The sequence below is a fragment of the Phyllobacterium sp. SYP-B3895 genome (assembly GCF_009647635.1).
In the GTDB taxonomy this organism is placed as follows: domain Bacteria; phylum Pseudomonadota; class Alphaproteobacteria; order Rhizobiales; family Rhizobiaceae; genus Phyllobacterium; species Phyllobacterium pellucidum.
Genome location: NZ_WJIG01000002.1, coordinates 432,089 through 458,655, shown reverse-complemented (window position 1 = coordinate 458,655; position 26,567 = coordinate 432,089). Strand labels below are relative to the sequence as shown.

25 protein-coding genes and 1 pseudogene are annotated in these 26,567 nt (G+C 58.5%); 23 read left to right on the top strand and 3 right to left on the bottom strand.

Going from position 1 to position 26,567, the window contains the following annotated elements:
• Positions 1–4 precede the first annotated feature (4 nt).
• Together GF108_RS08585 and GF108_RS08580 are read left to right on the top strand one after the other, a co-directional pair.
• A complete protein-coding gene (locus GF108_RS08585; protein ID WP_027232458.1) occupies positions 5–1,444 on the top strand; it encodes an HlyD family type I secretion periplasmic adaptor subunit in 1,440 nt (479 codons plus the stop codon).
• Between the two features lie 95 nt (positions 1,445–1,539).
• Positions 1,540–1,797, top strand: a pseudogene (locus GF108_RS08580) (transposase); the annotation flags it as partial.
• A 40-nt stretch (positions 1,798–1,837) separates the two neighbouring features.
• On the opposite strand, the gene GF108_RS08575 reads toward GF108_RS08580, so the two are convergent.
• Both GF108_RS08575 and GF108_RS08570 read right to left on the bottom strand, forming a co-directional pair.
• On the bottom strand, positions 1,838–2,611 hold the full coding sequence (locus GF108_RS08575) for a response regulator transcription factor (RefSeq protein WP_153667628.1): 774 nt from the start codon (positions 2,609–2,611) through the stop codon (positions 1,838–1,840).
• Between the two features lie 146 nt (positions 2,612–2,757).
• Positions 2,758–2,961, bottom strand: coding sequence for a hypothetical protein (locus GF108_RS08570; protein WP_153667627.1), 204 nt, complete (start codon positions 2,959–2,961; stop codon positions 2,758–2,760).
• A gap of 379 nt (positions 2,962–3,340) precedes the next feature.
• Between GF108_RS08570 and GF108_RS08565 the strand changes: the two genes are divergently transcribed.
• The 5 genes from GF108_RS08565 to GF108_RS08545 all read left to right on the top strand — a co-directional run bounded on the left by GF108_RS08565 (position 3,341) and on the right by GF108_RS08545 (position 8,993).
• Positions 3,341–4,273, top strand: a complete 933-nt coding sequence (locus tag GF108_RS08565; protein WP_153667626.1) for an SMP-30/gluconolactonase/LRE family protein — start codon at positions 3,341–3,343, stop codon at positions 4,271–4,273.
• Positions 4,274–4,320: 47 nt separating this feature from the next.
• The gene (locus GF108_RS08560) at positions 4,321–5,445 is read left to right on the top strand and encodes a sugar ABC transporter substrate-binding protein (protein ID WP_370462147.1); all 1,125 of its coding nucleotides are present in this window, start codon (positions 4,321–4,323) and stop codon (positions 5,443–5,445) included.
• An 88-nt stretch (positions 5,446–5,533) separates the two neighbouring features.
• A complete protein-coding gene (locus GF108_RS08555; protein ID WP_172982628.1) occupies positions 5,534–7,033 on the top strand; it encodes a sugar ABC transporter ATP-binding protein in 1,500 nt (499 codons plus the stop codon).
• Positions 7,030–8,010, top strand: coding sequence for an ABC transporter permease (locus GF108_RS08550; RefSeq protein WP_153667623.1), 981 nt, complete (start codon positions 7,030–7,032; stop codon positions 8,008–8,010). Before GF108_RS08555 ends, GF108_RS08550 begins: the two co-directional genes overlap by 4 nt.
• Positions 8,007–8,993: an ABC transporter permease gene (locus GF108_RS08545; RefSeq protein WP_091922532.1), complete on the top strand. Its 987-nt coding sequence runs from the start codon at positions 8,007–8,009 to the stop codon at positions 8,991–8,993. The genes GF108_RS08550 and GF108_RS08545 overlap by 4 nt, the downstream gene beginning before the upstream one ends.
• A gap of 17 nt (positions 8,994–9,010) precedes the next feature.
• Here GF108_RS08545 and GF108_RS08540 read toward each other — a convergent pair whose 3' ends face one another.
• Positions 9,011–9,340 carry a hypothetical protein gene (locus tag GF108_RS08540; protein WP_153667622.1) on the bottom strand — a complete coding sequence of 110 codons (330 nt, stop codon included), beginning with the start codon at positions 9,338–9,340 and terminating at the stop codon, positions 9,011–9,013.
• Positions 9,341–9,929: 589 nt separating this feature from the next.
• On the opposite strand from GF108_RS08540, the gene GF108_RS22700 reads away from it, so the two are divergent.
• From GF108_RS22700 to GF108_RS08460, 16 genes are all read left to right on the top strand, one after another.
• Complete coding sequence (locus GF108_RS22700; RefSeq protein WP_153667621.1) at positions 9,930–10,445, top strand: DUF982 domain-containing protein; 516 nt, start codon at positions 9,930–9,932, stop codon at positions 10,443–10,445.
• Positions 10,446–10,603: 158 nt separating this feature from the next.
• Positions 10,604–11,815 (top strand): MFS transporter, encoded by a 1,212-nt coding sequence (locus GF108_RS08530; RefSeq protein WP_153667620.1) that lies wholly within the window; start codon positions 10,604–10,606, stop codon positions 11,813–11,815.
• A 441-nt stretch (positions 11,816–12,256) separates the two neighbouring features.
• Positions 12,257–12,622, top strand: a complete 366-nt coding sequence (locus GF108_RS08525) for an NADH-quinone oxidoreductase subunit A (protein WP_091922538.1) — start codon at positions 12,257–12,259, stop codon at positions 12,620–12,622.
• Positions 12,613–13,194 (top strand): NADH-quinone oxidoreductase subunit B family protein, encoded by a 582-nt coding sequence (locus GF108_RS08520; protein WP_027232469.1) that lies wholly within the window; start codon positions 12,613–12,615, stop codon positions 13,192–13,194. Before GF108_RS08525 ends, GF108_RS08520 begins: the two co-directional genes overlap by 10 nt.
• Positions 13,195–13,203: 9 nt before the next feature.
• Positions 13,204–13,812 (top strand): NADH-quinone oxidoreductase subunit C, encoded by a 609-nt coding sequence (locus GF108_RS08515; RefSeq protein WP_153667619.1) that lies wholly within the window; start codon positions 13,204–13,206, stop codon positions 13,810–13,812.
• Positions 13,813–13,854: 42 nt separating this feature from the next.
• On the top strand, positions 13,855–15,045 hold the full coding sequence (locus tag GF108_RS08510; RefSeq protein ID WP_153667618.1) for an NADH-quinone oxidoreductase subunit D: 1,191 nt from the start codon (positions 13,855–13,857) through the stop codon (positions 15,043–15,045).
• Positions 15,045–16,220, top strand: a complete 1,176-nt coding sequence (locus GF108_RS08505) for an NADH-quinone oxidoreductase subunit E (protein ID WP_153667617.1) — start codon at positions 15,045–15,047, stop codon at positions 16,218–16,220. Before GF108_RS08510 ends, GF108_RS08505 begins: the two co-directional genes overlap by 1 nt.
• A 63-nt stretch (positions 16,221–16,283) precedes the next feature.
• A complete protein-coding gene (nuoF, locus tag GF108_RS08500; RefSeq protein ID WP_113280102.1) occupies positions 16,284–17,585 on the top strand; it encodes an NADH-quinone oxidoreductase subunit NuoF in 1,302 nt (433 codons plus the stop codon).
• 12 nt (positions 17,586–17,597) lie between these two features.
• Positions 17,598–18,167, top strand: a complete 570-nt coding sequence (locus GF108_RS08495) for a 5' DNA nuclease (protein WP_153667616.1) — start codon at positions 17,598–17,600, stop codon at positions 18,165–18,167.
• Positions 18,168–18,276: 109 nt separating this feature from the next.
• Positions 18,277–20,358, top strand: a complete 2,082-nt coding sequence (nuoG, locus tag GF108_RS08490; protein ID WP_153667615.1) for an NADH-quinone oxidoreductase subunit NuoG — start codon at positions 18,277–18,279, stop codon at positions 20,356–20,358.
• A 17-nt stretch (positions 20,359–20,375) separates the two neighbouring features.
• Complete coding sequence (gene nuoH, locus GF108_RS08485; RefSeq protein ID WP_027232475.1) at positions 20,376–21,422, top strand: NADH-quinone oxidoreductase subunit NuoH; 1,047 nt, start codon at positions 20,376–20,378, stop codon at positions 21,420–21,422.
• 11 nt (positions 21,423–21,433) lie between these two features.
• Positions 21,434–21,925: an NADH-quinone oxidoreductase subunit NuoI gene (gene nuoI / locus GF108_RS08480; RefSeq protein WP_027232476.1), complete on the top strand. Its 492-nt coding sequence runs from the start codon at positions 21,434–21,436 to the stop codon at positions 21,923–21,925.
• Between the two features lie 181 nt (positions 21,926–22,106).
• Positions 22,107–22,727: an NADH-quinone oxidoreductase subunit J gene (locus GF108_RS08475; RefSeq protein ID WP_153667614.1), complete on the top strand. Its 621-nt coding sequence runs from the start codon at positions 22,107–22,109 to the stop codon at positions 22,725–22,727.
• Positions 22,728–22,740: 13 nt separating this feature from the next.
• Entirely contained in the window at positions 22,741–23,049 is a 309-nt protein-coding gene (gene nuoK / locus GF108_RS08470) for an NADH-quinone oxidoreductase subunit NuoK (protein ID WP_027232478.1), read from the top strand.
• A gap of 7 nt (positions 23,050–23,056) precedes the next feature.
• On the top strand, positions 23,057–25,051 hold the full coding sequence (nuoL, locus tag GF108_RS08465) for an NADH-quinone oxidoreductase subunit L (protein WP_172982595.1): 1,995 nt from the start codon (positions 23,057–23,059) through the stop codon (positions 25,049–25,051).
• Complete coding sequence (locus GF108_RS08460; RefSeq protein WP_153667613.1) at positions 25,051–26,556, top strand: NADH-quinone oxidoreductase subunit M; 1,506 nt, start codon at positions 25,051–25,053, stop codon at positions 26,554–26,556. The genes nuoL and GF108_RS08460 overlap by 1 nt, the downstream gene beginning before the upstream one ends.
• Positions 26,557–26,567 lie beyond the last annotated feature (11 nt).

Below are 26,567 nucleotides of genomic sequence, written 5' to 3'. Positions count from 1 at the left end.
AGCCATGGCCCTCGTTCAATCCGAGATTCCGTCACGTATGACCGGAGCACTGAGCGTGATGCGCCGGACCGCTCTAGCCGGCACGAGTCTCAAAAGGCTTCTCAGCTATTCGCCACAAGGCACGCAGGTCAATACCCTGTTGGCTGCGCCGTCACCTATGTCACGGCTCCGCAGGGTCGCCCTGGTCGGCAACCTCCTGATCGGGGTCTTCATCATCGGCTTCGGCACATGGTCGATTTTCGCACCGCTTAAAAGCGCGGCGATCGCATCCGGGCTGGTCGAGCCGGAGTCGAGCCGCAAGACCATCCAGCATCTGGAGGGCGGCATCGTACGCCAGATCCTCGTCAAGAACGGCGATGCGGTAAAGGCCGGGCAGGTGCTGTTCCAGCTTGACGACACCAAGTCGCGTTCAGAGCGCGACAGCCTCCAGGGCCAGCTCTGGGATGCCAAGGCGAGTCACGCCCGCCTGCTCGCGGAGCAAAAGAACCTCGACCGTGTCGTGTACCCCATCGATCTTGAAGAGGTTCGCCACAACAACCCATCGGTTGACGGCATCCTCAGCGGTCAACAGCGGATCTTCGAGACGCGCAAACAGGTCCTCCAATCCGAAATTGCGATCACGCAAAAGAAGATGGAGCAGGTGCAGGAGGAAATCACCGGGCTTACGGCGCAAAAGGCCGCGCTGACGGAACGCGTCGAGATCGCCCGCCAGGAACTTGAGACCGTAACGCCCCTCGCGATAAAGGGCCTCGAGCGCAAGAGCCGGCTACTGGTTCTTGGCCGGGAAAAAGCCGATCTCGATGGTCAGTTCGGCGAGGTCACCGCGCAGATTTCCCGCGCCTATCAGGTCATCAGCGAAAGCCAGGCATATCTTGTCAAGCTCGAAAGCGATCGCCTTAACGAGGTTTCGCAAGGCATGCGCGACACCGAAACGCAGATTTTGCAGCTGAGCGAACGCCTGCGTGCCATCGACGATCAATTGACGCGGACCTCGATCCGCGCGCCGGAAGACGGCACGATAATGGATTTGCGTGTCCATACGACGGGTGGCGTCATCGGTGAGGGGCAACCCCTTGTCGATCTCGTCCCGCGGGAAGACAAGCTTGTCGTCTCGGCGCGGGTGCGGCCGGAAGACATCAATGTCGTCCATCCGGGCTTGCAGGCGCAGGTTCACCTGCTTCCCTACAATCAACGCCGCGTCCCGCTACTCAAGGGTATCGTCGAATACGTTTCGGCCGACCGTCTTGTCGACAAGCAGACGAGCCAACCCTATTACGCCGCGACCATCCGGGTGACCGACGAACGGCTGGCTAAGATGCGCGATGTGGAGCTCGTTCCGGGCATGCCTGCCCAGGCCCTGATCGAGACCGGCGAAAACAGCGTTGCATTCTATGCGCTGCGTCCCCTCATCGACAGCTTCCACCGCGCGTTCCGCGAAGACTGATATGGGCGTGGGACGGATCAATTCGGGCGGAACACCATGCCGGGTTGTTCCGCCGCATCCGCTTCGCCGGCGACGGCCATCGAAGGATCGTATCGATGGGTAAGAGAAAGTTCGACGACGATCAAATCACAGGCATTCTGAAAGAACACCAGGCGGGAACGACGGTGGCCGAGGTTTGCCACCGGCACGGTATCAGTGAGCCGACATTCTATCGCTGGCAGTCATTGCAGTTCAAGAATGTCGGGTTCGACGCCAGAAGACTGAAAGCATTGGAAGAAGAAAACCAGAAGCTCAAGAAACTGCTCGCCGAGACCATGCTGGCCGCGGCGACGCTGAGCGAAATGCTGGAGAAGACCTCACGCGGAAATGCCTAGAAGTGATTCTATCAGAGCCTCAGTTAGCTCTGACGTCCTGGTCTGCCATCGCCCTTTGACCAAGGCGGGCAACGACTTCCGTGCGATTTTGGACCTGCAACTTGCGCATGATGTGCTGCAGATGCATTTTGACCGTGTGGCCCGACAGGTTGAGTTTGCCAGCGATCACCTTGTTGGGGTGTCCGCACTGCAATTCTGCGAGCACGTCCGCCTCGCGCGGCGTGAAATCGGCTATCGTCAGATAATCGGTATTGACGCTGATCACCTTGCGGGGCTCGTCCGCAGGCCCGCTGGGCGCAATGATTGCGCGACTGCGCGACGGCGAGGCAACCAGCGGATGCGGGTAAAACACGCCGCCCGCCAATACAAGGCGCATGCCTGCGAGCGCAACATCGAGCGGAATGGATGTCGTGAAATAGCCACGTATGCCCATTTCGAGCGCCTGCGAAGCCACGAACGTATCGTCAGTATTTGATAGAAGTGCGATCGAGGCTTCGGGGAAACGTTCCCTGATTGCGTCGAGATCGTCGTTGAGGCTGGTACTGTCCAGTGTCCGGCCGGCAAGGTCGAGTGCGATAAGCCGCACGTCCATTCCCAGAGCACTATCGAGAGTCTCTATTGAGACCATATCGATAAAGTCCCAGCCAGCGAGCTCATGTTCGAGAAGTCTGACTATTGTCGTCCTTGCCAGTGTATGTTGCTCTATGACGATTACAGTCGGCGCATTACGCGCCTTACGGCGTTTTGTGTCAGAGTTAATGGACACTTGCAGCCCCCCTTGGATTTTTTGCAATCCATTTGCAACACATATTATTCCCGTTCGTGCGTCATGTCATGATAAAAAGGGGATTAACTCCAATCTGGACATAGGTATGCCTCCATAGGGCTATATCCTTTGGCTGATATCCAATGGTGCGGGGCGCTTTGCCGGTTGTTGCTTCAGTGCCAGCTTCTGTTATTGCGTGCGCCGTGAAGGCTCGCCTGATTGCTGGTTCGCAGGCCGCAATCGTAATAGCCCGAAGCGCATGAGCGCTCTGTCCGCCACATCGCGTTATAACGCGCGCGCCAATCGCCTTTGGCACTGCTGCAGCCCATAAGCAGGCAAGCTGTAATGAGTGCGGCGATGGCTCTTGCGACTGTCATGCATTTCTCCTTGCCCTGGAATGAGCTTGTCTCGGGTGGCACGGAACGTGGTAACGCGCTGCATACAGCCTATGCAACTTATAATCGTAAAGACAGGCGTTCCGGCTAACAAAGTCTTGGGCTCTCGATGACGCATATGTTATCTTAGATATAAAATCTCTATTCAGGGGTGGGACGTGTCGCCGGCCGTTACCCGAAAACAATGCTGATAGAACCCGTTACCGCTTGCAACTGCGAGCGTGTTGCGCGCGACGGAGTTTCGCTGTCCGGGCGACACGCGGGCGAGCGCCATGTCGTGAGATGCCTCATGGCGGCATGAGAGGGAAAGGTTAAGGCGTCTCGCGTCCAGCGAGACTAACCGGCACGGGAGGGCCGGCGCATGGGAGTGGAACAGCATTTTCTTTCGGAAGATGAACGCGGCTTTGCGGGATTCTTTCCCGAGCATGCCAAGCTCGAGCAGATCGCAACCGGTCTTGTCTGGGCCGAGGGGCCGGTGTGGCTGAATGATATCCAGGAACTGCGCTTCTCAGATATCCCCAACAACCGGATGATGACATGGTCAGAAACAAAGGGCGTGCGGGTTTTCAGGCAACCTTCGCAACGTGCCAATGGCCACACGCTGGACCGCGACGGCGCAATGGTATCCTGCGAGCACGGCGGGCGTTGTGTCAGTCGAACCGGCACGGATGGCGCGTATGAGGTTCTTGCAACTCACTGGCAGGGCAAGCGGCTGAATTCGCCGAACGACGTTGTGGTCAAGTCCGACGGCTCGATATGGTTCACCGACCCGCCCTATGGAATCATCTCGGATTACGAGGGCATCCGGGCCGACCGGGAGATCGATGGCAACAATGTCTATCGCATCGATCCTGATACCCGCGCCGTGGAACTCGTGGCCGACGATTTCGACAGGCCCAACGGACTTGCCTTTTCGCCCGACGAGAGCGTTCTTTACATCGCGGATTCAGGCCGGGCCGGCGGATTTGGTTTCGGCTTCGATGATACGCGCCCCCATCTTGTACGCGCATTGGATGTCGTGGACGGCCGCAAGCTTGGAAAAAGCCGGGTTGTCGCGGTTATCGACATAGTGCCGGACGGATTGCGTGTCGATACTGAGGGCCTTCTCTGGATATCCGCCGCGGACGGCGTCCATTGCTATACGCCGGCGGGCGAAAGGCTCGGCCGCGTTCTGGTCCCGGAGGTTGTCGCCAACCTGACGTTTGGCGGTCCATCCAAATCACGCCTTTTTATAACGGCGACGAGTTCGGTCTACGCGGTGGAGACCAGGAGACAGGGAGTACAGGCACCGTAATCGGCAGGCAACGACAATAAATCAACGGAGGAGGAGCAGAAATGAGCATGATTCTAAAGAGCATGATGATTTCGACAGCGGTCAGTCTGATGATGAGCGTATCCGCCTATGCTGCGGGCCCCGAGGTCGTAAAAGGCCCAAGCAAGGATGCCGAATGCTTCAAGCCGCAATCGTCCGAGACCAAGTTTTTCCAGTGGCCCAAGAAAGAAGGTCCCTATCGCATAGCCCTTGCCAATGGATTTATCGGCAATACCTGGCGCATCCAGATGATCCAAACCGCCAAAGCCTATGCCGCCTTGCCCGAAGTCAAAGCCAAGTTGAAGGAATTCAAGGTCGTATCGACCGGGGATGATGTCGCCGCACAGATTGCTGCCGTCGATAATTTCATCAACTCCGGCTACGATGCGATTGTTGTCAACGCGCAGAATCCGACCGCCTTCAAACCGGTAATCAAGCGCGCCAATACCGCCGGCGTCGTGCTCGTCGCATTCGACAACACGCTCGATACGGATGAAGCCGTCAATGTGAATGTCGATCAGAAGGGCCTCGGTGAACTGTGGGGCAATTGGCTGGTCAAGAACGTTCCAGGCAACAAGGGCAAGCTCCTTGAAGTGCGCGGGGTCACCGGTACATCGGTTGACCGCGACCGCCATGAGGGCATTCAGGAAGTCCTGAAGAAGTCCGGCGGTCAATGGGAAACGGTCGAAGTGGTCGGCCGCTGGGATGACGGCACGGCCCAGAAGGTCGTTGCCGATGCCATCGCCGTCCACAAGCATTTCGACGGTGTGTCGGTACAGGGCGGCTCGACGGGTACGGTCCGCGCCATGATTGACGCGAAGCATCCATTCGTGCCTGTTGGCGGCGAAACCGAGAATGGTTTCCGCAAACTATGCGCCGAACATTCGAAGGATGGTTTGAAATGCACCTCCGCCGGTACCGGGCCGGCCCAGGTCGCGGTTGCAATCAAGACGGCGATAGCCGCGCTCGAGGGCGAGGTCGTGCCGCAGTCGATCTCGCTGCCACTGTCGATTGTCGAGGACCCGAACTTCAAGGACGGCGACAGCTACTATGCGAAGGAGAGCGACAATTTCTTCGTCGGCAATTCCTTCCCGACCTGCGGGATCAACTTCTCGGCGCAGGAGATCATGGGCCAGACGAAGGCCGACCAGTAAGCGGCACCAACCGGGGCGCAAATTCGCGCCCCGGTATATTCGCGTCTTGGAGGAGGATGACGTGTCGCAACCCGCGCCCATTCTGGAAATGAAGCATGTCTCGAAAAGCTATGGTGGCATAGCGGCCTTGAGCGAGGTGGATTTCGTTGCCTATGCCGGCGAGATTCACGCCATTCTCGGTGAGAACGGCGCAGGGAAATCGACGCTGATAAAGATTGCCGCCGGTGTGACAGACCCGAGTGAAGGCGAACTCTATGTAGAAGGAAAGCGGGTCGATTTCCGCAACCCGACCGAGGCAATGGCGGCGGGCGTGGTTTGCGTCTTTCAGGAATTGTCGCTGCTTCCCGATATGACTGTCGCTGACAATCTTTCAATCGTTTCACCGCCGATGCGGGCGGGATTGATCGATGCGCGCGCGCAGCGCGAACGGGCGCGTGAACTTTTGGCGATGATCGGCTGCGACGACATCCACCCGCTCGAACTCGTCCGCAACCTTCCCCTGTCGCGCCGGCAGATGGTCGAGATTGCCAAGGCTTTGGCAAAACGGCCAAAGCTTTTGATCCTTGACGAGGCGACCTCGGCGCTTACCGCCGCAGACGTGGAACGTGTCTATGCGATTATCCGCAAACTGCGTTCTGAAGGCGTTGGCATCCTTTACGTGTCGCACCGCATGCATGAAATTACAGCGCTTGCCGATTGCGCGACGGTTTTCCGTAATGGACGCAAGATCGAGACGTTTGGCATCGGCGAGCGCTCGATGGACGCCATCGTCCAGATGATGATCGGCCGCGAACTCACCCACCACTATCCCGAGAAGCCCGCCGCCGATCTTTCGGCACCCGTGGCTCTGTCGGTTCGCAACCTTTCCTGGGCCGAGCAATTGAAGGACATCTCTCTCGACGTTCGCAAGGGCGAGATCGTCGGGCTGGGCGGACTCGATGGCCAAGGCCAGCGCTCGCTGCTATTTGCATTGTTTGGCGTTTTGAAGGGCGTATCGGGAACAGTTGAGGTTCTGGGCAAGCAGCAACGGCTGTCCGGTCCGCGCGCGGCCCTGCGGGCAGGGCTGCCGCTCGCCCTTATCCCCGAAGACAGGAAAACCGAAGGGCTGATGCTGCCGATGAACATTCGCGACAACATCAGCCTTGCTTCGCTGTCGCGGTTCCAAAAAGGGCTTCGCTTTGACCGCAGCGCAGAACATGCGGCGGTCGAGCAGATGATCAGGAGCCTGAAGATCAAGGTCAGCGATCTTGCGGCCGCCGTCAGCACGCTTTCCGGCGGCAACCAGCAAAAGGTCGTGCTGGCGAAATGGCTGATGACCGGGCCGGGGATCATTCTCTTGAATGATCCGACCCGCGGCATTGATGTTGGCACGAAGCAGGAAATCTACAAGCTGCTGCGCGATCTTGCCGATAGCGGTGTCGCAATCCTCTACTATTCGACCGATTATGCCGAGCTCATCGGCTGTTGCGACCGGGTGCTGGTGATGTATGGCGGCAGGATAGCGCGCGAACTTTTTGGTCGCGATCTAAATGAGCGAAATATCATCGAGACAGCGCTGAACGTGAATGGCAAGGAGCAGGCCGCATGAGCAATCTTCGCCATCATATCTCGCACAATGCCGGTCTCCTGGGTGCGATTGCCCTCTTCATTTTGATGTTCACCATATACACGTCGAATCATCCGGTCGGCCTGAACGCCGCTGTTGCCGCAACGGCCGCAAACAAGGCGGTGCTGCTCGCACTTGTGGCCATGGCCCAGACCCTGCCGGTGTTGACGCGCGGGCTCGATCTTTCTGTCGGGATGATATTCATCCTTGCCAATTGCCTGGCCTCGGCGATCGTGGTCGGCACATTGGGCGAGGGGCTGCTCGGTGCTGTGGCCGTCCTTGCCGTCGGGGCCGCGGCTGGCTTCCTCAATGGTGCCATCGTCGTCTGGGGCAGGCTTCAGCCTATCATCACCACCCTCGCCACCGGCGCGATTTACTACGGCATCGCGCTTTACATCAGGCCGGGCCCGGGCGGAGATGTGCAGTCTGACCTTGCGGATTTTGCGACCGGCCAGCTTTTCGGAGTGATTCCGACCGCCTTGGTTATTCTCCTGGCCGTTGTCGTGCTGGTCTGGTTGCCCTATCGCAGCTCGGTTCTCGGACGCGCGGCCTATGCCGTGGGTTCAAATGAGCAAGCGGCCTATATGTCCGGCGTGCCGGTCCAACGCGCCAAACTGCTTGCCTATACGCTCGCGGGTTTTCTCGCTGCACTTGGCGGCCTGATGCTGACCTTCAATACCTATTCGGGAGAGGCATCCGCACCGATAGCCGGCTCCTATACGCTGAACTCGATCGCTTCTGTTGTCATCGGCGGAACGTCGCTCTTTGGCGGATGGGGATCCGCCATCGGCTCCATTTTCGGGGCATTCGTGCTCCGCACAATCGAGGACCTGCTTTTTGTCTTCAATCTCGATCCGCTCTGGCAGCCATTGTTTCAGGGCGTCGTACTTCTTGCCGCTGTCAGCCTCGGCGCGATCCGCGTGCTGCGCATTCGCAACCGGCTGGAGCTTTTCGCATGAACGACCAGAAGCTTCAGGCCGGTACTGTGCCAATCCTCCGGTTTACGCTCGACCGCTCCGTCATCATTGCGTTCGGCTGCATCGTCTTGATGCTGCTTGGCGGCGCGCTCTATTCGCGCGAGTTTCTTTCTCCGGAGTATCTCCTACAGCAACTGCAGATCAGCGCGTTTCTTGGCATTATCGCCTCCGGCGCAATGATGGTCATTCTCATCGGTCACATCGATCTGTCGATACCCTGGACAGTCACGCTCGGAGCCATGATGGCGACGGCCGTCGCCGGCTGGTTCGGCGACATCGGCAATGTCGTCGCGATTCCGGTCGGCGTGCTTTGCGGCGCGCTTGTTGGCCTGCTCAACGGACTCGGCGTCGCCTATTTGCGATTGCCGTCGATGATCTTCACGTTGGGCATGAACGCGGTCGTCCAGGGCCTCATGGTGCTGCACACTGGCGGCTTCGCACCGCAGGATCATGCAACCGACGCAATGCACTTCATGGCGGTCGGGCGCTTGTTCTTCGGCTTTCCCAACGCGCTTTTCATCTGGATCATCGTTGGCGGGTTCACCACCTATCTTCTGACCCGAACCGCCTTCGGGCGCCGGGTCTATGCGGTCGGCAATCGCGAATCGGCGGCATATCTTTCGGGCGTGAACACCAATGGCGTCATCATCTGGTGTTTCGTGCTCTCGGGTGCCGCGGCAGCTTTTGCAGGTGTATTGTTGGCCGGCTATTCGACGAAGGCCTATCAGGCGATGGGTGACCCCTATCTCCTGCCGGCCATTGCGGCCGTTGTGCTTGGCGGAACAAATATCCTTGGCGGCAAGGGCAATTATCTCGGCACGATCGCCGGCGTTATCCTGATAACGCTGCTGCAATCGATCCTGGCTGTGATGCAAATGCCGGAGGCAGGTCGCCAGATCATTTACGGCGTCGTCATTCTTGTCATGTTGCTCGGTTACGGACGCGGCGAGATCGACCGGAAATAGTCAATGAAATAATATGACTAGCGGTCGTATTCCTCGACGAGGCTGTCGACCTTCGCCTCCCCATCGGCGAGAAGCTTGATGCAGTCACCGCGCTCTACCCGGGTTGCGGGTTTGATGGTGCCGTTCTTCAAACCGCTATCGAGATCTGCAACGTCCTGCATACTGTAGGTTGTGTTCGATTCAAGCCGTTCGATCCAGCGCCGGGTTGAGTCGCGCTTCGACCTGTATAGCGGATCGCCACATGCATAGGACAATCTGAGCAGGTCGAACTGTGCCTGCATAACGGCATCACCCTTGTCCACCTTGCCAGCAGTCAGGGCCAAGCCCAGCAATACCGTTATCAGCATGCGCACGTCCCCCGAGTCACGCGTTTTCACAGAACGCTAACCTAGGGGTAAAAGCCGAACAACCTAATCGGATGGGTGATGCGCGGCTACATCCAAAGTACTAAATGGGGATGGGTGACCAAATAGAGTGAGGCCCAGATTGCCACACAGCGTTTGATTGCCGTGGACGATACTGGGCCTCGATCGGGATACTGAAACGGGTTCAAATAACGCTCCCGACACTGGTATAACGCGGAAACCAGACATTGCTTGCGCATTTAGCAGCTATTTGGAAAAAAATGAGGCTCGACGATACGCCACTCATGTCGATGGCAATCGTCGAGCCTCCATGGGCCGGGGGAGGGCTTAGACCCACCCTGATACTTTCGATTTAGGCTGTCAAATCACATTCCGGTACAAATCACCGGAAATTGTCACTTCCGACCGTGACCGTGGCTCCACCGCTTGACCAGATAAACCAGTGTTCCGGTCCAGGCTACTGCCGTAAGCATCGCCAGGATGAGAGCAAAGTGACTGTTCATTGCTGCATAAGTCCTTCTTCAATGGAGCGGGCCGAATATCAGCAAACGTTCTCGGAGCCAACCCCTTTGTGAACGCGATCTTTCCGACTCACAAAATTGTCATGCCATGCAATCCACTAATCAAACGCATTTCAACTGCTTTGGTTCAATACGAACTGAATTCTACTGTAAGTAGATCTTATGGGGTACCGGCCTCCGGAACCATTCCTATTCCCCCGCATTCTCGTGTTATGCGTGATCAATCCTTTGAACATGTAATGATCAAATCACCGCGCTCCGGCACAATAATGAATGTGTCTTCGGTTAAGCAGGCTGCGGACCTGTTGAAACATTGCTGGACAAAACAATGCGGCCCCCTCTACGAAGAAGCAAAAGCCGTCTGTGCCAAGGCTTTGGAAGGTGAAGCAACCGCAAGAGCGGCTCGTTTCGCAGTCGTTGAAGCCGCCAAGGAAGTCGATGCGTTCGTGGAGGAAAAGACCGAAGCGTCAGCCGCCCACCGTTCGGCCAACGACAAGGTGAACGCCGCGGCCTTTTCGGTTGAGGACGAGGCGGCCCAGCCCCACCATCACGATCGGGCAAGGTGATTTAATCCAACAGGACGGCGAGGTGGACACCCGCCGGCTTTCGCACGCTTACCTCTCCCAGTTCCAGCGGAAATGCATCGCTGCATTGCACAATCGTCATTTGTTTAACATGCTCCGCTATGCAGGATCGGTTCTTTCTCAAGACTGGCGGTCCTCCCATGCCTTTGCCGATTCTCGCCTTAGCTATCGCCTCGTTCTGTATCGGTACCACCGAATTCGTGATCATGGGACTGTTGCCTGAGGTCGCTGCTGATCTCGGCGTTTCCATACCGCATGCAGGCCTGCTGGTGACAGGCTATGCGCTCGGCGTTGTCGTCGGTGCACCCATCATTGCCATCGCGACGGCTTTGCTGCCGCGCAAGCCCGTCCTCGTCGGACTTGCCATGCTGTTCGTCGTTGGCAATTTCCTCTGTGCCATCGCGCCAAACTACTGGATGCTGATGGTCGCGCGCGTCTTTACCGCCTTCGGTCATGGCGCATTTTTTGGTATTGGTTCGGTCGTTGCGGCAAATCTCGTTCCCCGGCACAAGCGCGCAAGCGCGATCGCGCTGCTCTTTGCCGGACTGACGCTTGCCAACATTCTCGGCGTACCGTTGGGGACTGCGCTTGGCGAAGCCTATGGCTGGCGTTCCACCTTCTTTGCGGTTGTCGCGATCGGCATCGCCGCCGTCATTGCCATCGCCTTCCTCGTCCCCGCAGCGAAGAATACGGACAAGGGCGCGGGCATCCTCAGCGAAATCAGGGTGCTCGGCAAGTTGCAGGTATGGCTTGCCATGCTGATATCGGCGCTTGCCTCGGGCAGCCTGTTTGCGGTCTTCACCTATATCAAGCCAATTCTGACCGACGTCTCTGGCCTCCCGGCCTCGTCGGTCACCTGGGTGCTGCTGCTCTTCGGTGCGGGAATTACGCTCGGTAATATCCTGGGCGGCAGGCTCGCCGACTGGAAGCTAATGCCGACGGTGATTGGCTCCCTGCTTGCACTCGTCTTCGTCTACATCGTCTTTGCCAGCGTCAGCACATACCAGTTTGCCGCGATCTCCGGCGTCTTCCTCTGGGGCCTGATCTTTTTCATCGCCATTCCGCCCCTGCAGATGCGCGTGGTGGAAACGGCTGGGGAGGCGCCTAATCTTGCGGCGACGCTCAACCAGAGCGCGTTCAATGTAGGCAATGCTGCGGGAGCGTGGATTGGCGGCGTCGCGCTGACATTCGGGGTCTCCTATCAGAACCTGCCCTATGTGGCTTCGCTGTTGGCTGCGACTGGACTTGCGGTGGCAACCTGGTCGATGCTGCTCGACAGGAAGCAGCACCGCCAAAAGGCCCTCAGCGAAGAAGGGCAGGGCCTCGGTCTCGAGACATTGGCAGGTGTTTGACACTCACCCTACCGGACCTGTTCGGTGCTGAGCCACGGGCGCTTGCGGCTTGTTGGCGCGCGCTTCAGAGATCGCGGCGTTAATGGGCTTAAATCGTTTATAGGACCGAATGTCGCAGTCAGATATCTCTCGTCCCGCAGGCCCGAAAGCCGGGGCCACATTAACATCATTCTAAAGAGGCATTCGCGGCCTATTTGGCGCGAAAACAAGGCAAAACATGCAGAAATTGACGATTTTGGAGCAAGTGGACACTGCGGAAGCTGGAACTTGCGAACAGATTTGCGGCCATCGTCGCACTTGCGCCCATGGCGCTAACGCGCTAACCCTCGCCGCATCGCACCATCTTCCGGGATAGTGTGATCTGTCGCGTATAAGTGGCAGTCATGTGCATAACATGGCATTCTTGTCAGCCTGAGTTCACAAGGCGGAAAAAGACGGATCATGAACGAGCTATTAAGTTCCTACCTGCCCATCGTTATCTTTATCGGGGTAGCGCTGGTAATCGGTCTGGCACTGTTGGTTGCGCCTTTTCTGGTCGCATACAGTGCGCCGGATCCGGAAAAACTGTCGGCCTACGAATGCGGTTTCAACGCGTTCGACGACGCCCGCATGAAGTTCGATGTGCGGTTCTATCTCGTTTCGATCCTGTTCATCATCTTCGATCTGGAAGTGGCCTTCCTGTTCCCGTGGGCGATATCCTTCGGCAAGATTGGCTGGTTCGGCTTCTGGTCCATGATGGTGTTTCTCGCCGTTCTGACGATCGGCTTTATCTATGAGTGGAAGAAGGGAGCGCTGGAATGGGATTGACCGACGGCACCACCACCCTCGTTGCACCAAAACCCAAGGGCATCCTCGATCCGAACACCGGCAAGCCCATAGGTTCGGATGATGCATTCTTCGGCGAAATCAACAATGAACTTGCCGACAAGGGCTTCCTCGTCACTTCGGCTGACGCGCTGGTTACCTGGGCGCGCACCGGATCGTTGATGTGGATGACCTTCGGCCTGGCGTGCTGCGCCGTAGAGATGATGCACACGTCGATGCCGCGGTATGACGGCGAGCGCTTCGGCTTTGCGCCGCGCGCTTCTCCGCGCCAGTCGGATGTCATGATCGTTGCGGGGACGCTTACCAACAAGATGGCGCCGGCGCTGCGCAAGGTCTACGACCAGATGCCTGAACCGCGCTATGTGATTTCGATGGGCTCGTGCGCCAATGGCGGCGGCTATTACCACTACTCTTATTCCGTAGTGCGCGGCTGCGACCGTGTCGTTCCCGTCGATATCTATGTGCCTGGCTGTCCGCCCACCGCGGAAGCGCTTCTTTACGGCGTTTTGCTCCTGCAAAAGAAGATCCGCCGCACCGGCACGATCGAGCGATAGGAGAGGGCGATGTTCGAGGAAGCTTTGGGTGAACTCTCCCGCCATCTAGGCGAACAGCCGTCACTGGGAATAAAGTCCGCCGAACTCGTCTATGGCGAGCTGACGATTGAGGTTGGCGGCGACAAGCTGATCGATACACTGACGTTCCTGCGTGACGACGTACAATGCCAGTTCATTTCGCTGATCGATATCAGCGGGGTGGATTATCCGTCACGCGAGCACCGCTTCGACGTTGTCTATCACCTCTTGTCCCCGCGCCAGAACCTGCGCATCCGGATCAAGGTCGCAACAGACGAGGATACACCGATCCCCTCGGCGACAACGGTCTATCCCGGTGCCGATTGGTATGAGCGCGAAACCTATGATCTTTACGGCGTGCTCTTTTCGGGTCATCCGGATCTTCGCCGTATCCTTACCGATTACGGCTTCGAGGGGCATCCGCTGCGCAAGGATTTCCCGCTGACCGGATTTGTAGAAGTGCGCTACGACGATGAGATCAAGCGGGTCGTTTACGAGCCTGTCGAACTTCGCCAGGAATTTCGCAATTTCGACTTCCAGTCGCCATGGGAAGGCACGGATTACGTGCTGCCGGGCGATGAGAAGGCGAAGACAAATTGAGCGTGTTGATGAGACTGTGTCTCCCATCTCGCGGAGCAAGCGATGACTGAACATAGCGTCCGTAACTTTAACATCAACTTCGGCCCGCAACATCCTGCGGCGCATGGCGTTTTGCGCCTCGTGCTTGAGCTTGACGGCGAGGTGGTCGAGCGCGTCGATCCGCATATCGGTCTCCTGCATCGCGGCACCGAAAAGTTGATGGAAGCCAAGACCTATTTGCAGGCCGTGCCCTATCTCGATCGGCTCGACTACGTGGCTCCGATGAACCAGGAGCATGCCTATGCGCTTGCCGTCGAGCGCCTGCTCGAGATCGAGGTGCCGAGGCGCGGTCAGCTTATCCGTGTGCTTTTTTCCGAGATAGGCCGCATTCTATCCCACCTTTTGAACGTGACGACGCAGGCCATGGACGTTGGCGCGCTGACGCCGCCGCTCTGGGGTTTTGAAGAACGCGAGAAGCTGATGGTGTTCTATGAGCGGGCTTGCGGCGCGCGCATGCACGCCGCCTATTTCCGGCCAGGCGGTGTTCATCAGGACCTCCCGGACAAACTCGTCGAAGATATCGGCAAATGGTGCGATCCGTTCCTTCAGACTGTAAAGAACCTCGACGATCTCATCACGCCAAACCGCATTTTCAAGCAGCGCAATGTCGATATCGGCGTGGTTACGCTCGAGGATGCGTGGGCATGGGGTTTCTCCGGTGTCATGGTCCGCGGTTCGGGCGCCGCCTGGGATCTGCGCAAGTCGCAGCCCTATGAATGTTACTCCGAGATGGAGTTCGATATTCCCATCGGCAAGAATGGCGATTGCTATGATCGTTATCTCATCCGCATGGAGGAGATGCGCCAGTCTGTGCGGATCATGCGCCAGTGCGTCGATCTCTTGCTCGGCAAGGAGCGTGTTGGGCCGGTATCGAACACCTCGGCCAAGATCGTACCGCCGAAGCGCGGCGAGATGAAGCGCTCGATGGAAGCGCTGATCCATCACTTCAAGCTCTACACGGAAGGCTATCACGTCCCCGCCGGGGAGGTTTATGCAGCCGTGGAAGCGCCCAAGGGCGAGTTCGGCGTTTTCCTCGTCTCGGACGGGTCCAACAAGCCGTACCGCGTGAAATTGCGCGCACCAGGCTTTGCCCATCTCCAGGCCATGGACTTCATGTGCCGTGGCCACATGCTCGCCGACGTATCGGCGGTGCTCGGCTCGCTCGATATCGTATTTGGTGAGGTTGATCGTTAATGTCCGTCCGTCGTCTTGCAGAAGATAATATCCAGCCAGCGGCATTCGCGTTCAATCGCCTAAACAGTGCCTGGGCCGAGAAAGCGATTGCCAAATATCCGAAGGGGCGTGAGCAGTCGGCTGTTATCCCCTTGCTGATGCGCGCGCAGGAGCAGGATGGCTGGGTTACGAAGGCAGCGATCGAACATGTCGCCGGCATGCTCGACATGCCGCTGATCCGTGTGCTCGAAGTCGCCACCTTCTATACGCAGTTCCAGTTGAAGCCGGTCGGAACGCGGGCGCACATTCAGGTCTGCGGCACGACGCCGTGCATGCTGCGGGGAGCGGACGAGCTCAAGCGCGTCTGCCAGCACAAGATTCACCACGAGCAGTTCCAGACCAACGAAGCCGGCACGCTGTCGTGGGAAGAGGTGGAGTGCCTTGGCGCCTGCGTCAATGCTCCTATGGTCATGGTGTTCAAGGACACCTATGAGGATCTGACCCCGGAACGCCTTGAGGAAATCATCGATGCCTTTGAGGCTGGAAACGGCGCCTCGGTCCCTGTAGGACCGCAGATTGACCGCATCTTCTCGGCACCGGAGGGCGGCCTCACATCGCTGACCGATGGAAATGGTGCCGCCACGCCGAAGAGCGCACCACAGGCTGCCTCGGATAGCGCATCCATACCGCCGTCGAACGCGGCAAAGCCCGTTACGCACGACGAAACGACCAATGCCGCGATCAAGTCGCCATCAAGGGTGAAGGCCACGAAGGCGGCCGAGGATGCGACGTCGAAGCCGGCAGCAAAGCCTGTTGCTGCACGCACCATTAAGAACCCTCCGATCGCGGAAGGTTCGCTCGGTGAGAAGCCTGACGTCCAGGGCGTAGATATCGCCGCAAAGCCTGTTTCGCTGGAAGACAAGAGCCGTCCGGCCGCAATCGAAAGACCGGCCGTCGTTGACGATCTGAAGCTGATTGCAGGCGTTGGCCCGAAGATTGAAGATATTTTGCATGAGCTGGGCATTTTTACATTCGCCCAGGTCGCTGCCTGGAAGAAGGCCGAGCGGGAGTGGGTCGACAACTACCTGAACTTCAAGGGCCGCATAGAGCGCGACGAATGGGTCAAGCAAGCCAAGGCTTTGGCCAAGGGCGGCGAAGCGGAATACATCAAGGTTTTCGGCAAGAAGCCGAGATGATCAATTTGGCGGCTGCCTTGAGCGCCCGCCTGGAATGGACGAAGAGAGTAGGACAGGTGCGAAATGCTCGCTGACAAAGACCGCATCTTCACCAATATTTACGGCCACAAGGACAAGTCCTTGAAGGGCGCGATGAGCCGTGGCAATTGGGACGGCACCAAGCAGATCCTCGAAAAGGGTCGCGACTGGATCATCAACGAGATGAAGGCATCGGGACTTCGTGGTCGTGGTGGCGCGGGCTTTCCGACCGGGTTGAAATGGTCGTTCATGCCCAAGGAAAGCGACGGACGTCCGCATTACCTCGTCGTCAATGCCGACGAGTCCGAGCCCGGTACATGCAAGGACCGCGATATCATGCGGCACGATCCGCATACGCTGATCGAAGGCTGCCTGATTGCCGGTTTCGCCATGGGCGCCAATACCTGCTACATCTACGTGCGCGGCGAATATATCCGCGAGCGCGAGGCGCTGCAGGCGGCAATCGACGAATGCTACGATGCCGGCCTTCTCGGCAAGAACAACAAGAATGGCTGGGACTACGATATCTTCGTCCATCATGGCGCCGGCGCCTATATTTGCGGCGAGGAAACAGCGCTTCTCGAGAGCCTCGAAGGCAAGAAGGGCCAGCCGCGGCTGAAACCGCCGTTCCCGGCGAATATGGGCCTCTATGGCTGCCCGACCACCGTCAACAATGTCGAATCGATCGCTGTTGCGCCGACGATCCTGCGTCGCGGCGCGGCGTGGTTCTCCGGTATCGGCCGCCCGAACAATGTCGGCACCAAGCTCTTCATGCTTTCCGGTCACGTGAACAAGCCATGCACCGTCGAAGAAGCCATGGGCATCACCTTCCGCGAGCTTGTCGACAAGCATGGCGGCGGTATCCGCGGCGGCTGGGACAATCTTCTGGCGGTTATCCCCGGCGGTGCTTCCTGCCCGGTGGTTCCCGCAGCAGATATTATCGATTGTCCGATGGATTTCGACGGGCTGCGTGCCGTCAAGTCGTCGTTCGGAACGGCAGCTGCGATCGTCATGGATAAGTCCACCGACATTGTCCGCGCCATTGCCCGTATTTCCTATTTCTTCAAGCATGAAAGCTGCGGCCAGTGCACGCCTTGCCGCGAAGGCACGGGCTGGATGTGGCGCGTAATGGAGCGCATGGTTACCGGCAACGCGCAAAAGCGCGAGATTGAGATGCTGCTCGACGTTACCAAGCAGATCGAGGGTCATACGATCTGTGCGCTTGGCGATGCCGCGGCATGGCCGGTTCAGGGCCTCATCCGCAGTTTCCGCCCTGAAATTGAGCGCCGCATCGACGAGTTTTCCCGCAATGCCTCGCCGAGCCCTGTGCTCGAAGCGGCGGAATAGGTGGAAAGGCCGATGGCAGACAACGCAAAACATCGCATCGACACATGGACGGCCCTGATGCCGAACCACACGGTTGCGGCAGTCAACCTGTTGACGCCGTCGCTGGGCGCGGCCGCCGCCGCATCCGCAATCGGTCTTGGCATTGCTAGCCAGATGTGGGGTTTCTGGGCCGGTGCTTTTGCCGGGGCGTTTGATATGAACTTGAAGAAGGCGGAAGCCGGTGCTCCGCGCGTTGCAGCGGACGTCGATGATCTGAAGACGATCATTCGCGGCAAGACTGCCACGGCACCCGCGAAGCGGCTTCCGGCACCCGTAGAGCCTGAGGTTGTTCCGGTTGAAACTGCAATTGCCGCGACATTGGCTCCGGCCGTGACGACTGGGGCCGACGATCTGAAGCGGATCGCGGGCATAGGGCCGAAGCTCGAGCAGGTCTTGAACGGCATGGGAATAAGCACCTATGCGCAGATTGCCGAGTGGACGGCGGACGAGATCGCGAAGGTCGATGACGAACTCAAATTCGGGGGGCGCATTGTGCGCGACGATTGGGTTGGCCAGGCAAATCGATTGATGGGGAAACCCTGAAACAAGGTGCGCGCCGGTTGTTACCCGGCACGTTGAGAATTAAGGGCATTTCGGCAACTGCGGAAATGCCGGACTGGAATGCGGTATGTTCCGCGAGGTTGGACGGACGATGGCAAAGATCAAAGTCGACGGTAAGGAAATAGAGGTACCGGATCACTATACGCTTCTGCAGGCAGCGGAAACGGCGGGTGCCGAGGTTCCGCGCTTCTGCTTCCACGAGCGTTTGTCGATTGCCGGCAATTGCCGCATGTGCCTGATCGAAGTGAAGGGCGGACCGCCGAAGCCGGCAGCATCCTGCGCCATGGGCGTGCGCGATCTGCGCCCCGGTCCCAATGGCGAGACACCGGAAATCTTCACCAATACCCCGATGGTCAAGAAGGCCCGCGAGGGCGTGATGGAATTCCTGCTCATCAACCATCCGCTCGATTGCCCGATCTGCGATCAGGGCGGCGAATGCGATCTGCAGGACCAGGCTATGGCCTTTGGCGTGGATTCCTCGCGTTATCGCGAGAACAAGCGCGCCGTCGAGGACAAATATATCGGTCCTCTCGTCAAGACGATCATGACGCGCTGCATCCATTGCACCCGCTGCGTCCGCTTTACGACGGAAGTTGCCGGCATTTCCGAACTCGGCCTGATCGGCCGCGGCGAAGATGCCGAGATCACCACCTATCTCGAACGGGCGATGACCTCCGAACTCCAGGGCAACGTCATCGACCTTTGCCCGGTCGGTGCGCTGACCTCGAAGCCCTATGCATTCCAGGCTCGCCCCTGGGAGTTGAACAAGACGGAATCCATCGATGTGATGGATGCAGTCGGCTCGGCGATCCGCGTCGATACCCGTGGCCGCGAGGTGATGCGCATCCTGCCGCGCGTCAATGAGCAGGTGAACGAGGAATGGATTTCCGACAAGACGCGCTTCATCTGGGATGGCCTGCGCACGCAGCGCCTCGACCGTCCGTATATCCGGAAGGACGGCCGCCTCGTTGCCGCGACCTGGCCGGAGGCCTTCGACGCGATCAGGGCCGCCGTTGCCAAGACTGACGGCAGCAAGATCGGCGCGATTGCCGGCGATCTCGCCAGTGTCGAGGAGATGTACGCGTTGAAGGCGCTGATGGCGTCGCTTGGCTCGGCCAATATCGACGCACGCCAGGACGGCTCGGCGCTAGATACGTCGGGCGGTCGCTCTTCCTACATATTCAATCCGACCATCGACGGGATCGAGCAGGCTGATGCGATCCTCATCATCGGATCAAATCCGCGTTTCGAGGCATCGCTGCTCAACGCTCGTATCCGCAAGCGTTGGCGTGCCGCTGGAACGCCGATCGGCCTGATCGGCGAACAGGTAGACCTGCGCTATAAGTACGAATACCTTGGCGCCGGCGCCGAGACGCTCGCCGATCTTGCGGCGGGATCGATGAATTTCCTGTCGGTTCTGACGGCAGCCAAGAACCCGATGATCATCGTCGGGCAGGGTGCTCTGTCGCGCGCGGACGGCCAGTCGGTATTGGGACTTGCCGCAAAGATCGCCGCTGAAGCCGGAGCCCTACGGGACGACTGGAACGGATTTGGCGTGGTGCATACCGCTGCGAGTCGTGTCGGCGCGCTCGACATCGGCTTCGTGCCGGGTGAGGGCGGCAAGACGGTAGCCGAGATGCAGGGCGCGATGGATGTTCTGTTCCTGCTCGGCGCCGACGAACTCGACTGGTCCGGCAAGGACAAGGCATTCACGGTGTACATCGGCACGCATGGTGATCAGGGTGCGCACAATGCCGACGTAATTCTGCCCGGCGCGACCTATACGGAAAAGTCGGGCACCTATGTGAACACAGAGGGCCGCGTGCAAATGACGAACCGCGCCGGCTTTGCGCCTGGCAATGCCAAGGAAGACTGGGCAATCCTGCGCGCTCTATCCGACACACTCGGCAAGAAATTGCCGTTCGACTCGCTCGCGGCCTTGCGCTCCGGCCTCTATGCGGAGTATCCGCATCTCGCTTCGGTCGACTCGATCGAAGCCGGCAATCCTGCCGATGTCGAGAAGCTGGCGAGTGCAATCGGCGCAGTCGAGAAGACGGCCTTCATCTCGCCGGTCAAGGATTTCTACTTGACCAACCCGATCGCACGCGCTTCTGCCGTCATGGCCGAGTGCTCGGCGCTCGCCAAGGGCGGCTTCAAGCAGGCGGCCGAGTAGGCGGGAAAGAGACTGATATGGAAGAGATTTTCGCAACCTACATCCTGCCGCTGCTGATCATCCTCGGCAAATCACTGCTGTTGCTCGTGGTGATGCTGCTGATCATCGCCTATCTGCTTCTAGCGGATCGCAAGGTCTGGGCGGCCGTGCAGTTGCGGCGCGGCCCCAACGTCGTGGGGCCGTTTGGTTTGCTGCAGTCCTTCGCCGACCTTTTGAAGTTCGTCGTCAAGGAACCGATCATCCCCTCCGGCGCCAACAAGGGCATTTTCCTGCTGGCGCCGCTCGTATCGTCGGTCCTTGCCATGGCGGCCTGGGCTGTCATTCCGGTCAATGAGGGCTGGGCGGTCGCCAACGTCAATGTCGGCATCCTTTACGTCCTCGCCATTTCGTCGCTCGAAGTCTACGGCGTCATCATGGCGGGCTGGGCATCCAACTCGAAATATCCGTTTCTCGGCGCACTGCGCTCGGCCGCGCAGATGGTCTCCTACGAAGTGTCGATCGGCTTCGTGATCGTCACCGTCCTCCTTTGCGTGGGTTCGCTCAATCTGACCGACATTGTCATGTCGCAGACGACCGGCCTCGGCACGATGATCGGTCTGCCGAATACGTTCCTCGACTGGCATTGGCTCGGCCTATTCCCGATGTTCATCATCTTCTTCATTTCGGCCCTGGCGGAGACCAACCGTCCGCCGTTCGATCTGGTCGAAGCTGAATCGGAACTCGTCGCCGGCCACATGATCGAATATTCGTCCACGGCGTTCCTGCTGTTCTTCCTCGGCGAATATGTCGCCATCACCCTGATGTGCGCGCTGACGACGATCCTCTTCCTCGGCGGCTGGCTGCCACCCGTCGATGTGTGGTTCCTGAACTGGGTGCCCGGCGTCATCTGGTTCCTGCTGAAGCTGTTCCTCTGCTTTTTCATGTTCGCCATGGTGAAGGCTTTCGTTCCGCGCTACCGCTATGACCAGTTGATGCGCCTTGGCTGGAAGGTATTCCTGCCGATCTCGATCTTCATGGTCGTCGCCACCGCGGCCTTCCTCAAAATCACCGGCCTGACGCCTTAAGGAGAACGAGCATGGCACAACTGGCACAAGCTGCTAAATCGCTCCTGCTTCTGGAATTCGTCGGGGCATTCTTCCTGTCGATGCGACAGTTCTTTGCGCCCAAGGCGACGCTGAACTATCCGTACGAAAAGGGACCGGTCAGCCCGCGTTTTCGCGGTGAGCACGCGCTGCGCCGTTATCCAAACGGCGAAGAACGCTGCATTGCCTGCAAGCTGTGCGAGGCGATTTGCCCGGCACAAGCGATCACGATCGAGGCTGGTCCGCGCCGCAATGACGGCACGCGCCGTACGGTTCGTTATGACATCGACATGGTGAAGTGCATCTACTGCGGCTTCTGCCAAGAAGCATGTCCTGTCGACGCGATCGTCGAGGGGCCAAATTTCGAGTTCGCCACGGAAACACGCGAAGAACTCTACTACGACAAGGAACGTCTGCTTGCCAACGGCGATCGTTGGGAGCGGGAGCTGGCGCGCAACATCGCGATGGATGCGCCCTATCGCTGAATATGAACTGCGCGCATGTGTCTTGGCCGTTGATCTTCAACCGGCAGGGAACATGCGCTAAGAGGCTTGAAAAATTGAAAGATCATTTGGCCGGAACGGCAAACGATCCGTTTGAATTGGCAGTGTTATCTGCCGGGTTTAATGGCAGGACGACCTGCCGGAATGGAAATCGGGGGAACCCATGCTGACAGGTATCGCGGCGGCGTTTTTCTATCTCTTCGCCTTCATCACTGTAGCCAGTGGTTTCATGGTTATTGCGGCGCGCAATCCCGTGCATTCCGTGCTGTTCCTGATCCTCGCCTTCTTCAATGCGGCCGGTCTCTTCCTGCTGACCGGCGCCGAATTCCTGGCGATGATCCTTCTCGTCGTTTATGTCGGCGCTGTGGCAGTGCTCTTCCTTTTCGTCGTCATGATGCTGGATGTGGACTTTGCCGAACTGAAGAGCGGAGCGCTGCAATATGCGCCGATCGGCGCACTGGTCGGGCTCATCCTGGCCGCTGAGCTGATCATCGTTCTGGGCGGTTCGATTTTCGCGCCGACCCTGACCGCATCCCCGGTCCAGCCGGCGCCGGATCTTGCGACCCGCACCAACACCGCCGCGCTCGGCGACATTCTTTATACGGACTACGTCTATTTCTTCCAGATTGCCGGGCTGGTGCTTCTGGTCGCGATGATCGGCGCCATTGTTCTGACGCTGCGGCACAAGCCGAACATTAAGCGCCAGAACATCGCGCAGCAGGTGGCTCGCACGCCTGCAACGGCCATCGAGGTCAAGCAGGTCGAAACCGGCAAGGGTATCTGACAGGAGCGTCATGATGGAAATTGGTATCGCACATTATCTGACTGTCTCTGCCCTGCTGTTCACGCTCGGGATCTTCGGCATCTTCCTCAACAAGAAGAACATTATCGTCATCCTGATGTCGGTCGAATTGATCCTGCTTGCGGTCAATCTGAATTTCGTGGCGTTTTCCGCCGCTCTGCACGATCTGGTCGGCCAGGTCTTTGCGCTGTTTGTCCTGACCGTCGCCGCCGCCGAGGCAGCCATCGGTCTTGCTATTCTCGTCGTGTTCTACCGCAATCGTGGATCGATTGACGTAGAAGACGTCAACATGATGAAAGGTTGACGGGGGCATGCTGTATCTGGCGATTGTCTTCCTTCCGCTGCTCGGCTTCCTGATCGCTGGGCTTTTCGGCTCCGCTATCGGCGCGAAGGCGAGCGAATATGTCACGACCGGCTTTCTGATCGTCTGCGCCATCCTTTCATGGATCGCATTCGGCTCGGTCGCCCTTGGGCATACCGAGGCGTTCAAAATTCCTGTGGCACATTGGGTCGAGTCTGGTTCGCTGAGCTTCGACTGGTCGCTGCGCATCGACACGCTGACGGCGGTCATGCTCGTCGTCGTCAATACGGTCTCGGCGCTGGTTCATACCTATTCGATCGGCTACATGCACCATGACCCCGATCGCCCGCGCTTCTTCGCCTATCTCTCGCTCTTCACCTTTGCCATGCTGATGCTGGTGACGGGCGACAATCTCGTCCAGATGTTCTTCGGTTGGGAAGGCGTCGGTCTTGCCTCGTACCTGCTGATCGGGTTCTGGTACAAGAAGCCATCCGCCAACGCGGCCGCCATGAAGGCGTTCATCGTCAACCGCGTCGGCGACTTCGGTTTCCTTCTCGGTATCTTCTCCTTGTTCGTTCTGTTCGATACCGTCCAGTTCGACACGCTGTTCGCGTCAGCCGCGCAGTATCTCCCGGCAGAAGGCGCCGCAACTGACGGCAGCCAGGTCGTTCTCAACTTCCTTGGCTATACGCTTGATAAGCAAGCCGCAATCACGGTTGCCGCGCTCCTGCTCTTCATGGGTGCAATGGGCAAGTCGGCGCAGTTCCTGCTGCACACCTGGTTGCCGGACGCCATGGAAGGCCCGACGCCGGTTTCAGCGCTCATCCATGCCGCAACGATGGTCACCGCCGGCGTTTTCATGGTCGCGCGTCTGTCGCCCATCTTTGAACTGTCGCACACGGCGCTGATGTTCGTCACCTTCATCGGCGCAACGACCGCGTTCTTCGCGGCTACGGTTGGCCTCGTTCAGAACGACATCAAGCGCGTGATCGCCTATTCGACCTGTTCGCAGCTCGGCTACATGTTCGTGGCGCTCGGCGTCGGCGCCTATGGCGCAGGCATATTCCACCTGTTCACGCACGCCTTCTTCAAGGCCCTGCTGTTCCTCGGCGCGGGCTCGGTCATCCATGCCGTTTCGAACGAGCAGGACATGCGCCACATGGGCGGACTGCGCAAGCTCATCCCGACAACCTACTGGATGATGATCATCGGCACCGTTGCCCTGACCGGTCTCGGCATTCCTGGCACGCTGATCGGCACGGCCGGCTTCTTCTCGAAGGACATGATCATCGAGTCGGCCTTCGCCTCGCACAATCCGGTGGCGAATTATGCCTACATTCTTCTTGTCATCGCCGCTGTCTTCACCAGCTTCTATTCCTGGCGCCTGATTTTCATGACGTTCCATGGCAAGCCGCGCGCCAGCCACGATGTCATGCATCACGTCCATGAATCGCCCTATGTGATGCTGGTGCCGCTCTTCATTCTTGCGGCAGGTGCACTCTTTGCCGGCGTGATGTTCCACGAGCACTTCTTCGGCCACGAATATGCCGAGTTCTGGAAAGGTGCGCTGTACACGGCTCCGGGCAACGAGATTCTCGAGGAACACCACCACGTGCCGTTCATCGTGCAGCTGTCGCCATTCATCGCGATGGTCGTTGGCTTCCTCGTCTCGTGGCAGTTCTATATCCGCTCGCCGGAAACACCCAAGCGCCTCGCTGCCCAGCATCCTGGCCTTTATCAGTTCCTGCTCAACAAGTGGTATTTCGACGAGCTATACGATTTCCTCTTCGTGCGCCCGGCGAAAGCCCTCGGCCGGTTCCTGTGGAAACAGGGCGATGGCTGGCTGATCGACGGCCACGGCCCCGATGGAATTTCGGCGCGCGTCGTTGACGTGACCAATCGCGTCGTGCGGCTGCAGACGGGTTACCTTTATCACTATGCGTTCGCGATGCTCATTGGGGTCGCCGCACTCGTCACCTGGATGATGCTCGGGAGCAACTTCTAATGACCGACTGGCCAATTCTCTCGACCGTTACCTTTCTGCCGTTGGTCGGTGTTCTGCTCATCCTCTTCATCCGTGATGACAGCGACTCAGCGCGGACGAACATCCGCAATGTGACGCTGTGGACGACGATCATTACGTTCCTGCTGTCGCTGCCGATCTGGTACTATTTCGACAATAGCCAGTCGGGCTTCCAGTTCGTCGAAAAGACGGCGTGGCTCGACTCGGGTATCTCGTACCACATGGGCGTCGACGGCATTTCCATGCTGTTCGTCATCCTGACGACATTCCTGATGCCGCTTTGTATCCTTGCAAGCTGGGATGCCATCCAGAACCGCGTCAAGGAATACATGATCGCATTCCTCGTGCTGGAAACGCTGATGATCGGCGTCTTCTGTGCGCTTGATATCGTGCTTTTCTACGTGTTCTTCGAAGCCGTTCTCGTGCCAATGTTCATCATCATCGGCGTTTGGGGTGGCAAGCGGCGCGTTTATGCAAGCTTCAAGTTCTTCCTTTATACGCTGCTTGGCTCGGTGCTGATGCTGCTTGCCATCATGGCGATGTACTGGCAGGCCGGCACGACGGATATTCCGACCCTCCTCGCCTACAAGTTCCCGGCATCCATGCAAACCTGGCTGTGGCTGGCATTCTTCGCTTCCTTCGCCGTCAAGATGCCGATGTGGCCGGTCCATACCTGGCTTCCCGATGCGCACGTCGAAGCGCCGACCGCGGCTTCCGCGATCCTTGCCGGCATTCTGTTGAAGCTCGGCGGCTACGGTTTCATCCGCTTTTCGCTGCCGATGTTCCCGCTCGCCTCCGCCGATTTCGCGCCGCTGATCTATACGCTCTCGGTTGTCGCCATTATCTACACGTCGCTCGTCGCCCTGATGCAGGAAGACGTGAAGAAGCTCATTGCCTATTCCTCGGTCGCGCATATGGGCTATGTGACCATGGGCATCTTCGCGGCCAACGAGCAGGGCATCCAGGGTGCATTGTTCCAGATGCTGTCGCACGGGCTCGTGTCGAGCGCGCTGTTCCTTTGCGTCGGCATTGTCTATGACCGCACCCATACCCGCGAGATTGCGGCCTATGGCGGCCTCGTCAACAACATGCCGAAATATGCCGTCGTCTTCATGATCTTCACCATGGCGAATGTCGGCCTGCCGGGTACGTCCGGGTTCGTTGGTGAATTTCTGACGCTTCTTGGCGTCTTCCGCGTCAACACGTGGGTGGCGATGTTCGCGGCAAGCGGTGTTATTTTCTCTGCGGCCTATGCGCTCTGGCTTTATCGCCGCGTCATCTTCGGCGTGCTCGACAAGGACAGCCTGAAATCGCTGCTCGACATGACGACGCGTGAGAAAGCCGTGGTCTATCCGCTGGTCATTCTGACGATCTTCTATGGCGTCTACCCCATGCCGATCTTCGATGCGACGGCAAGCTCCGTGCACGCCCTCATCAATCAATACAATAATGCGCTGTCCTCGGCCGCCACACTGGCGCTGAAATAGCAGGAAGAGGC

Coding starts and splice junctions, on each gene's coding strand:
- GF108_RS08475 (WP_153667614.1), top strand. CDS start 22,107: ATGCTGACAGGTATCGCGGCGGCGTTTTTCTATCTCTTCGCCTTCATC.
- GF108_RS08495 (WP_153667616.1), top strand. CDS start 17,598: ATGGCAGACAACGCAAAACATCGCATCGACACATGGACGGCCCTGATG.
- GF108_RS08515 (WP_153667619.1), top strand. CDS start 13,204: ATGTTCGAGGAAGCTTTGGGTGAACTCTCCCGCCATCTAGGCGAACAG.
- GF108_RS08585 (WP_027232458.1), top strand. CDS start 5: ATGGCCCTCGTTCAATCCGAGATTCCGTCACGTATGACCGGAGCACTG.
- GF108_RS08570 (WP_153667627.1), bottom strand. CDS start 2,961: ATGACAGTCGCAAGAGCCATCGCCGCACTCATTACAGCTTGCCTGCTT.
- nuoK (WP_027232478.1), top strand. CDS start 22,741: ATGGAAATTGGTATCGCACATTATCTGACTGTCTCTGCCCTGCTGTTC.
- GF108_RS08550 (WP_153667623.1), top strand. CDS start 7,030: ATGAGCAATCTTCGCCATCATATCTCGCACAATGCCGGTCTCCTGGGT.
- GF108_RS08555 (WP_172982628.1), top strand. CDS start 5,534: ATGAAGCATGTCTCGAAAAGCTATGGTGGCATAGCGGCCTTGAGCGAG.
- nuoH (WP_027232475.1), top strand. CDS start 20,376: ATGGAAGAGATTTTCGCAACCTACATCCTGCCGCTGCTGATCATCCTC.
- nuoF (WP_113280102.1), top strand. CDS start 16,284: ATGCTCGCTGACAAAGACCGCATCTTCACCAATATTTACGGCCACAAG.
- GF108_RS08530 (WP_153667620.1), top strand. CDS start 10,604: ATGCCTTTGCCGATTCTCGCCTTAGCTATCGCCTCGTTCTGTATCGGT.
- GF108_RS08460 (WP_153667613.1), top strand. CDS start 25,051: ATGACCGACTGGCCAATTCTCTCGACCGTTACCTTTCTGCCGTTGGTC.
- nuoI (WP_027232476.1), top strand. CDS start 21,434: ATGGCACAACTGGCACAAGCTGCTAAATCGCTCCTGCTTCTGGAATTC.
- GF108_RS08520 (WP_027232469.1), top strand. CDS start 12,613: ATGGGATTGACCGACGGCACCACCACCCTCGTTGCACCAAAACCCAAG.
- GF108_RS08525 (WP_091922538.1), top strand. CDS start 12,257: ATGAACGAGCTATTAAGTTCCTACCTGCCCATCGTTATCTTTATCGGG.
- nuoG (WP_153667615.1), top strand. CDS start 18,277: ATGGCAAAGATCAAAGTCGACGGTAAGGAAATAGAGGTACCGGATCAC.
- nuoL (WP_172982595.1), top strand. CDS start 23,057: ATGCTGTATCTGGCGATTGTCTTCCTTCCGCTGCTCGGCTTCCTGATC.
- GF108_RS08510 (WP_153667618.1), top strand. CDS start 13,855: ATGACTGAACATAGCGTCCGTAACTTTAACATCAACTTCGGCCCGCAA.
- GF108_RS08545 (WP_091922532.1), top strand. CDS start 8,007: ATGAACGACCAGAAGCTTCAGGCCGGTACTGTGCCAATCCTCCGGTTT.
- GF108_RS08540 (WP_153667622.1), bottom strand. CDS start 9,340: ATGCTGATAACGGTATTGCTGGGCTTGGCCCTGACTGCTGGCAAGGTG.
- GF108_RS08505 (WP_153667617.1), top strand. CDS start 15,045: ATGTCCGTCCGTCGTCTTGCAGAAGATAATATCCAGCCAGCGGCATTC.
- GF108_RS08565 (WP_153667626.1), top strand. CDS start 3,341: ATGGGAGTGGAACAGCATTTTCTTTCGGAAGATGAACGCGGCTTTGCG.
- GF108_RS08560 (WP_370462147.1), top strand. CDS start 4,321: ATGATTCTAAAGAGCATGATGATTTCGACAGCGGTCAGTCTGATGATG.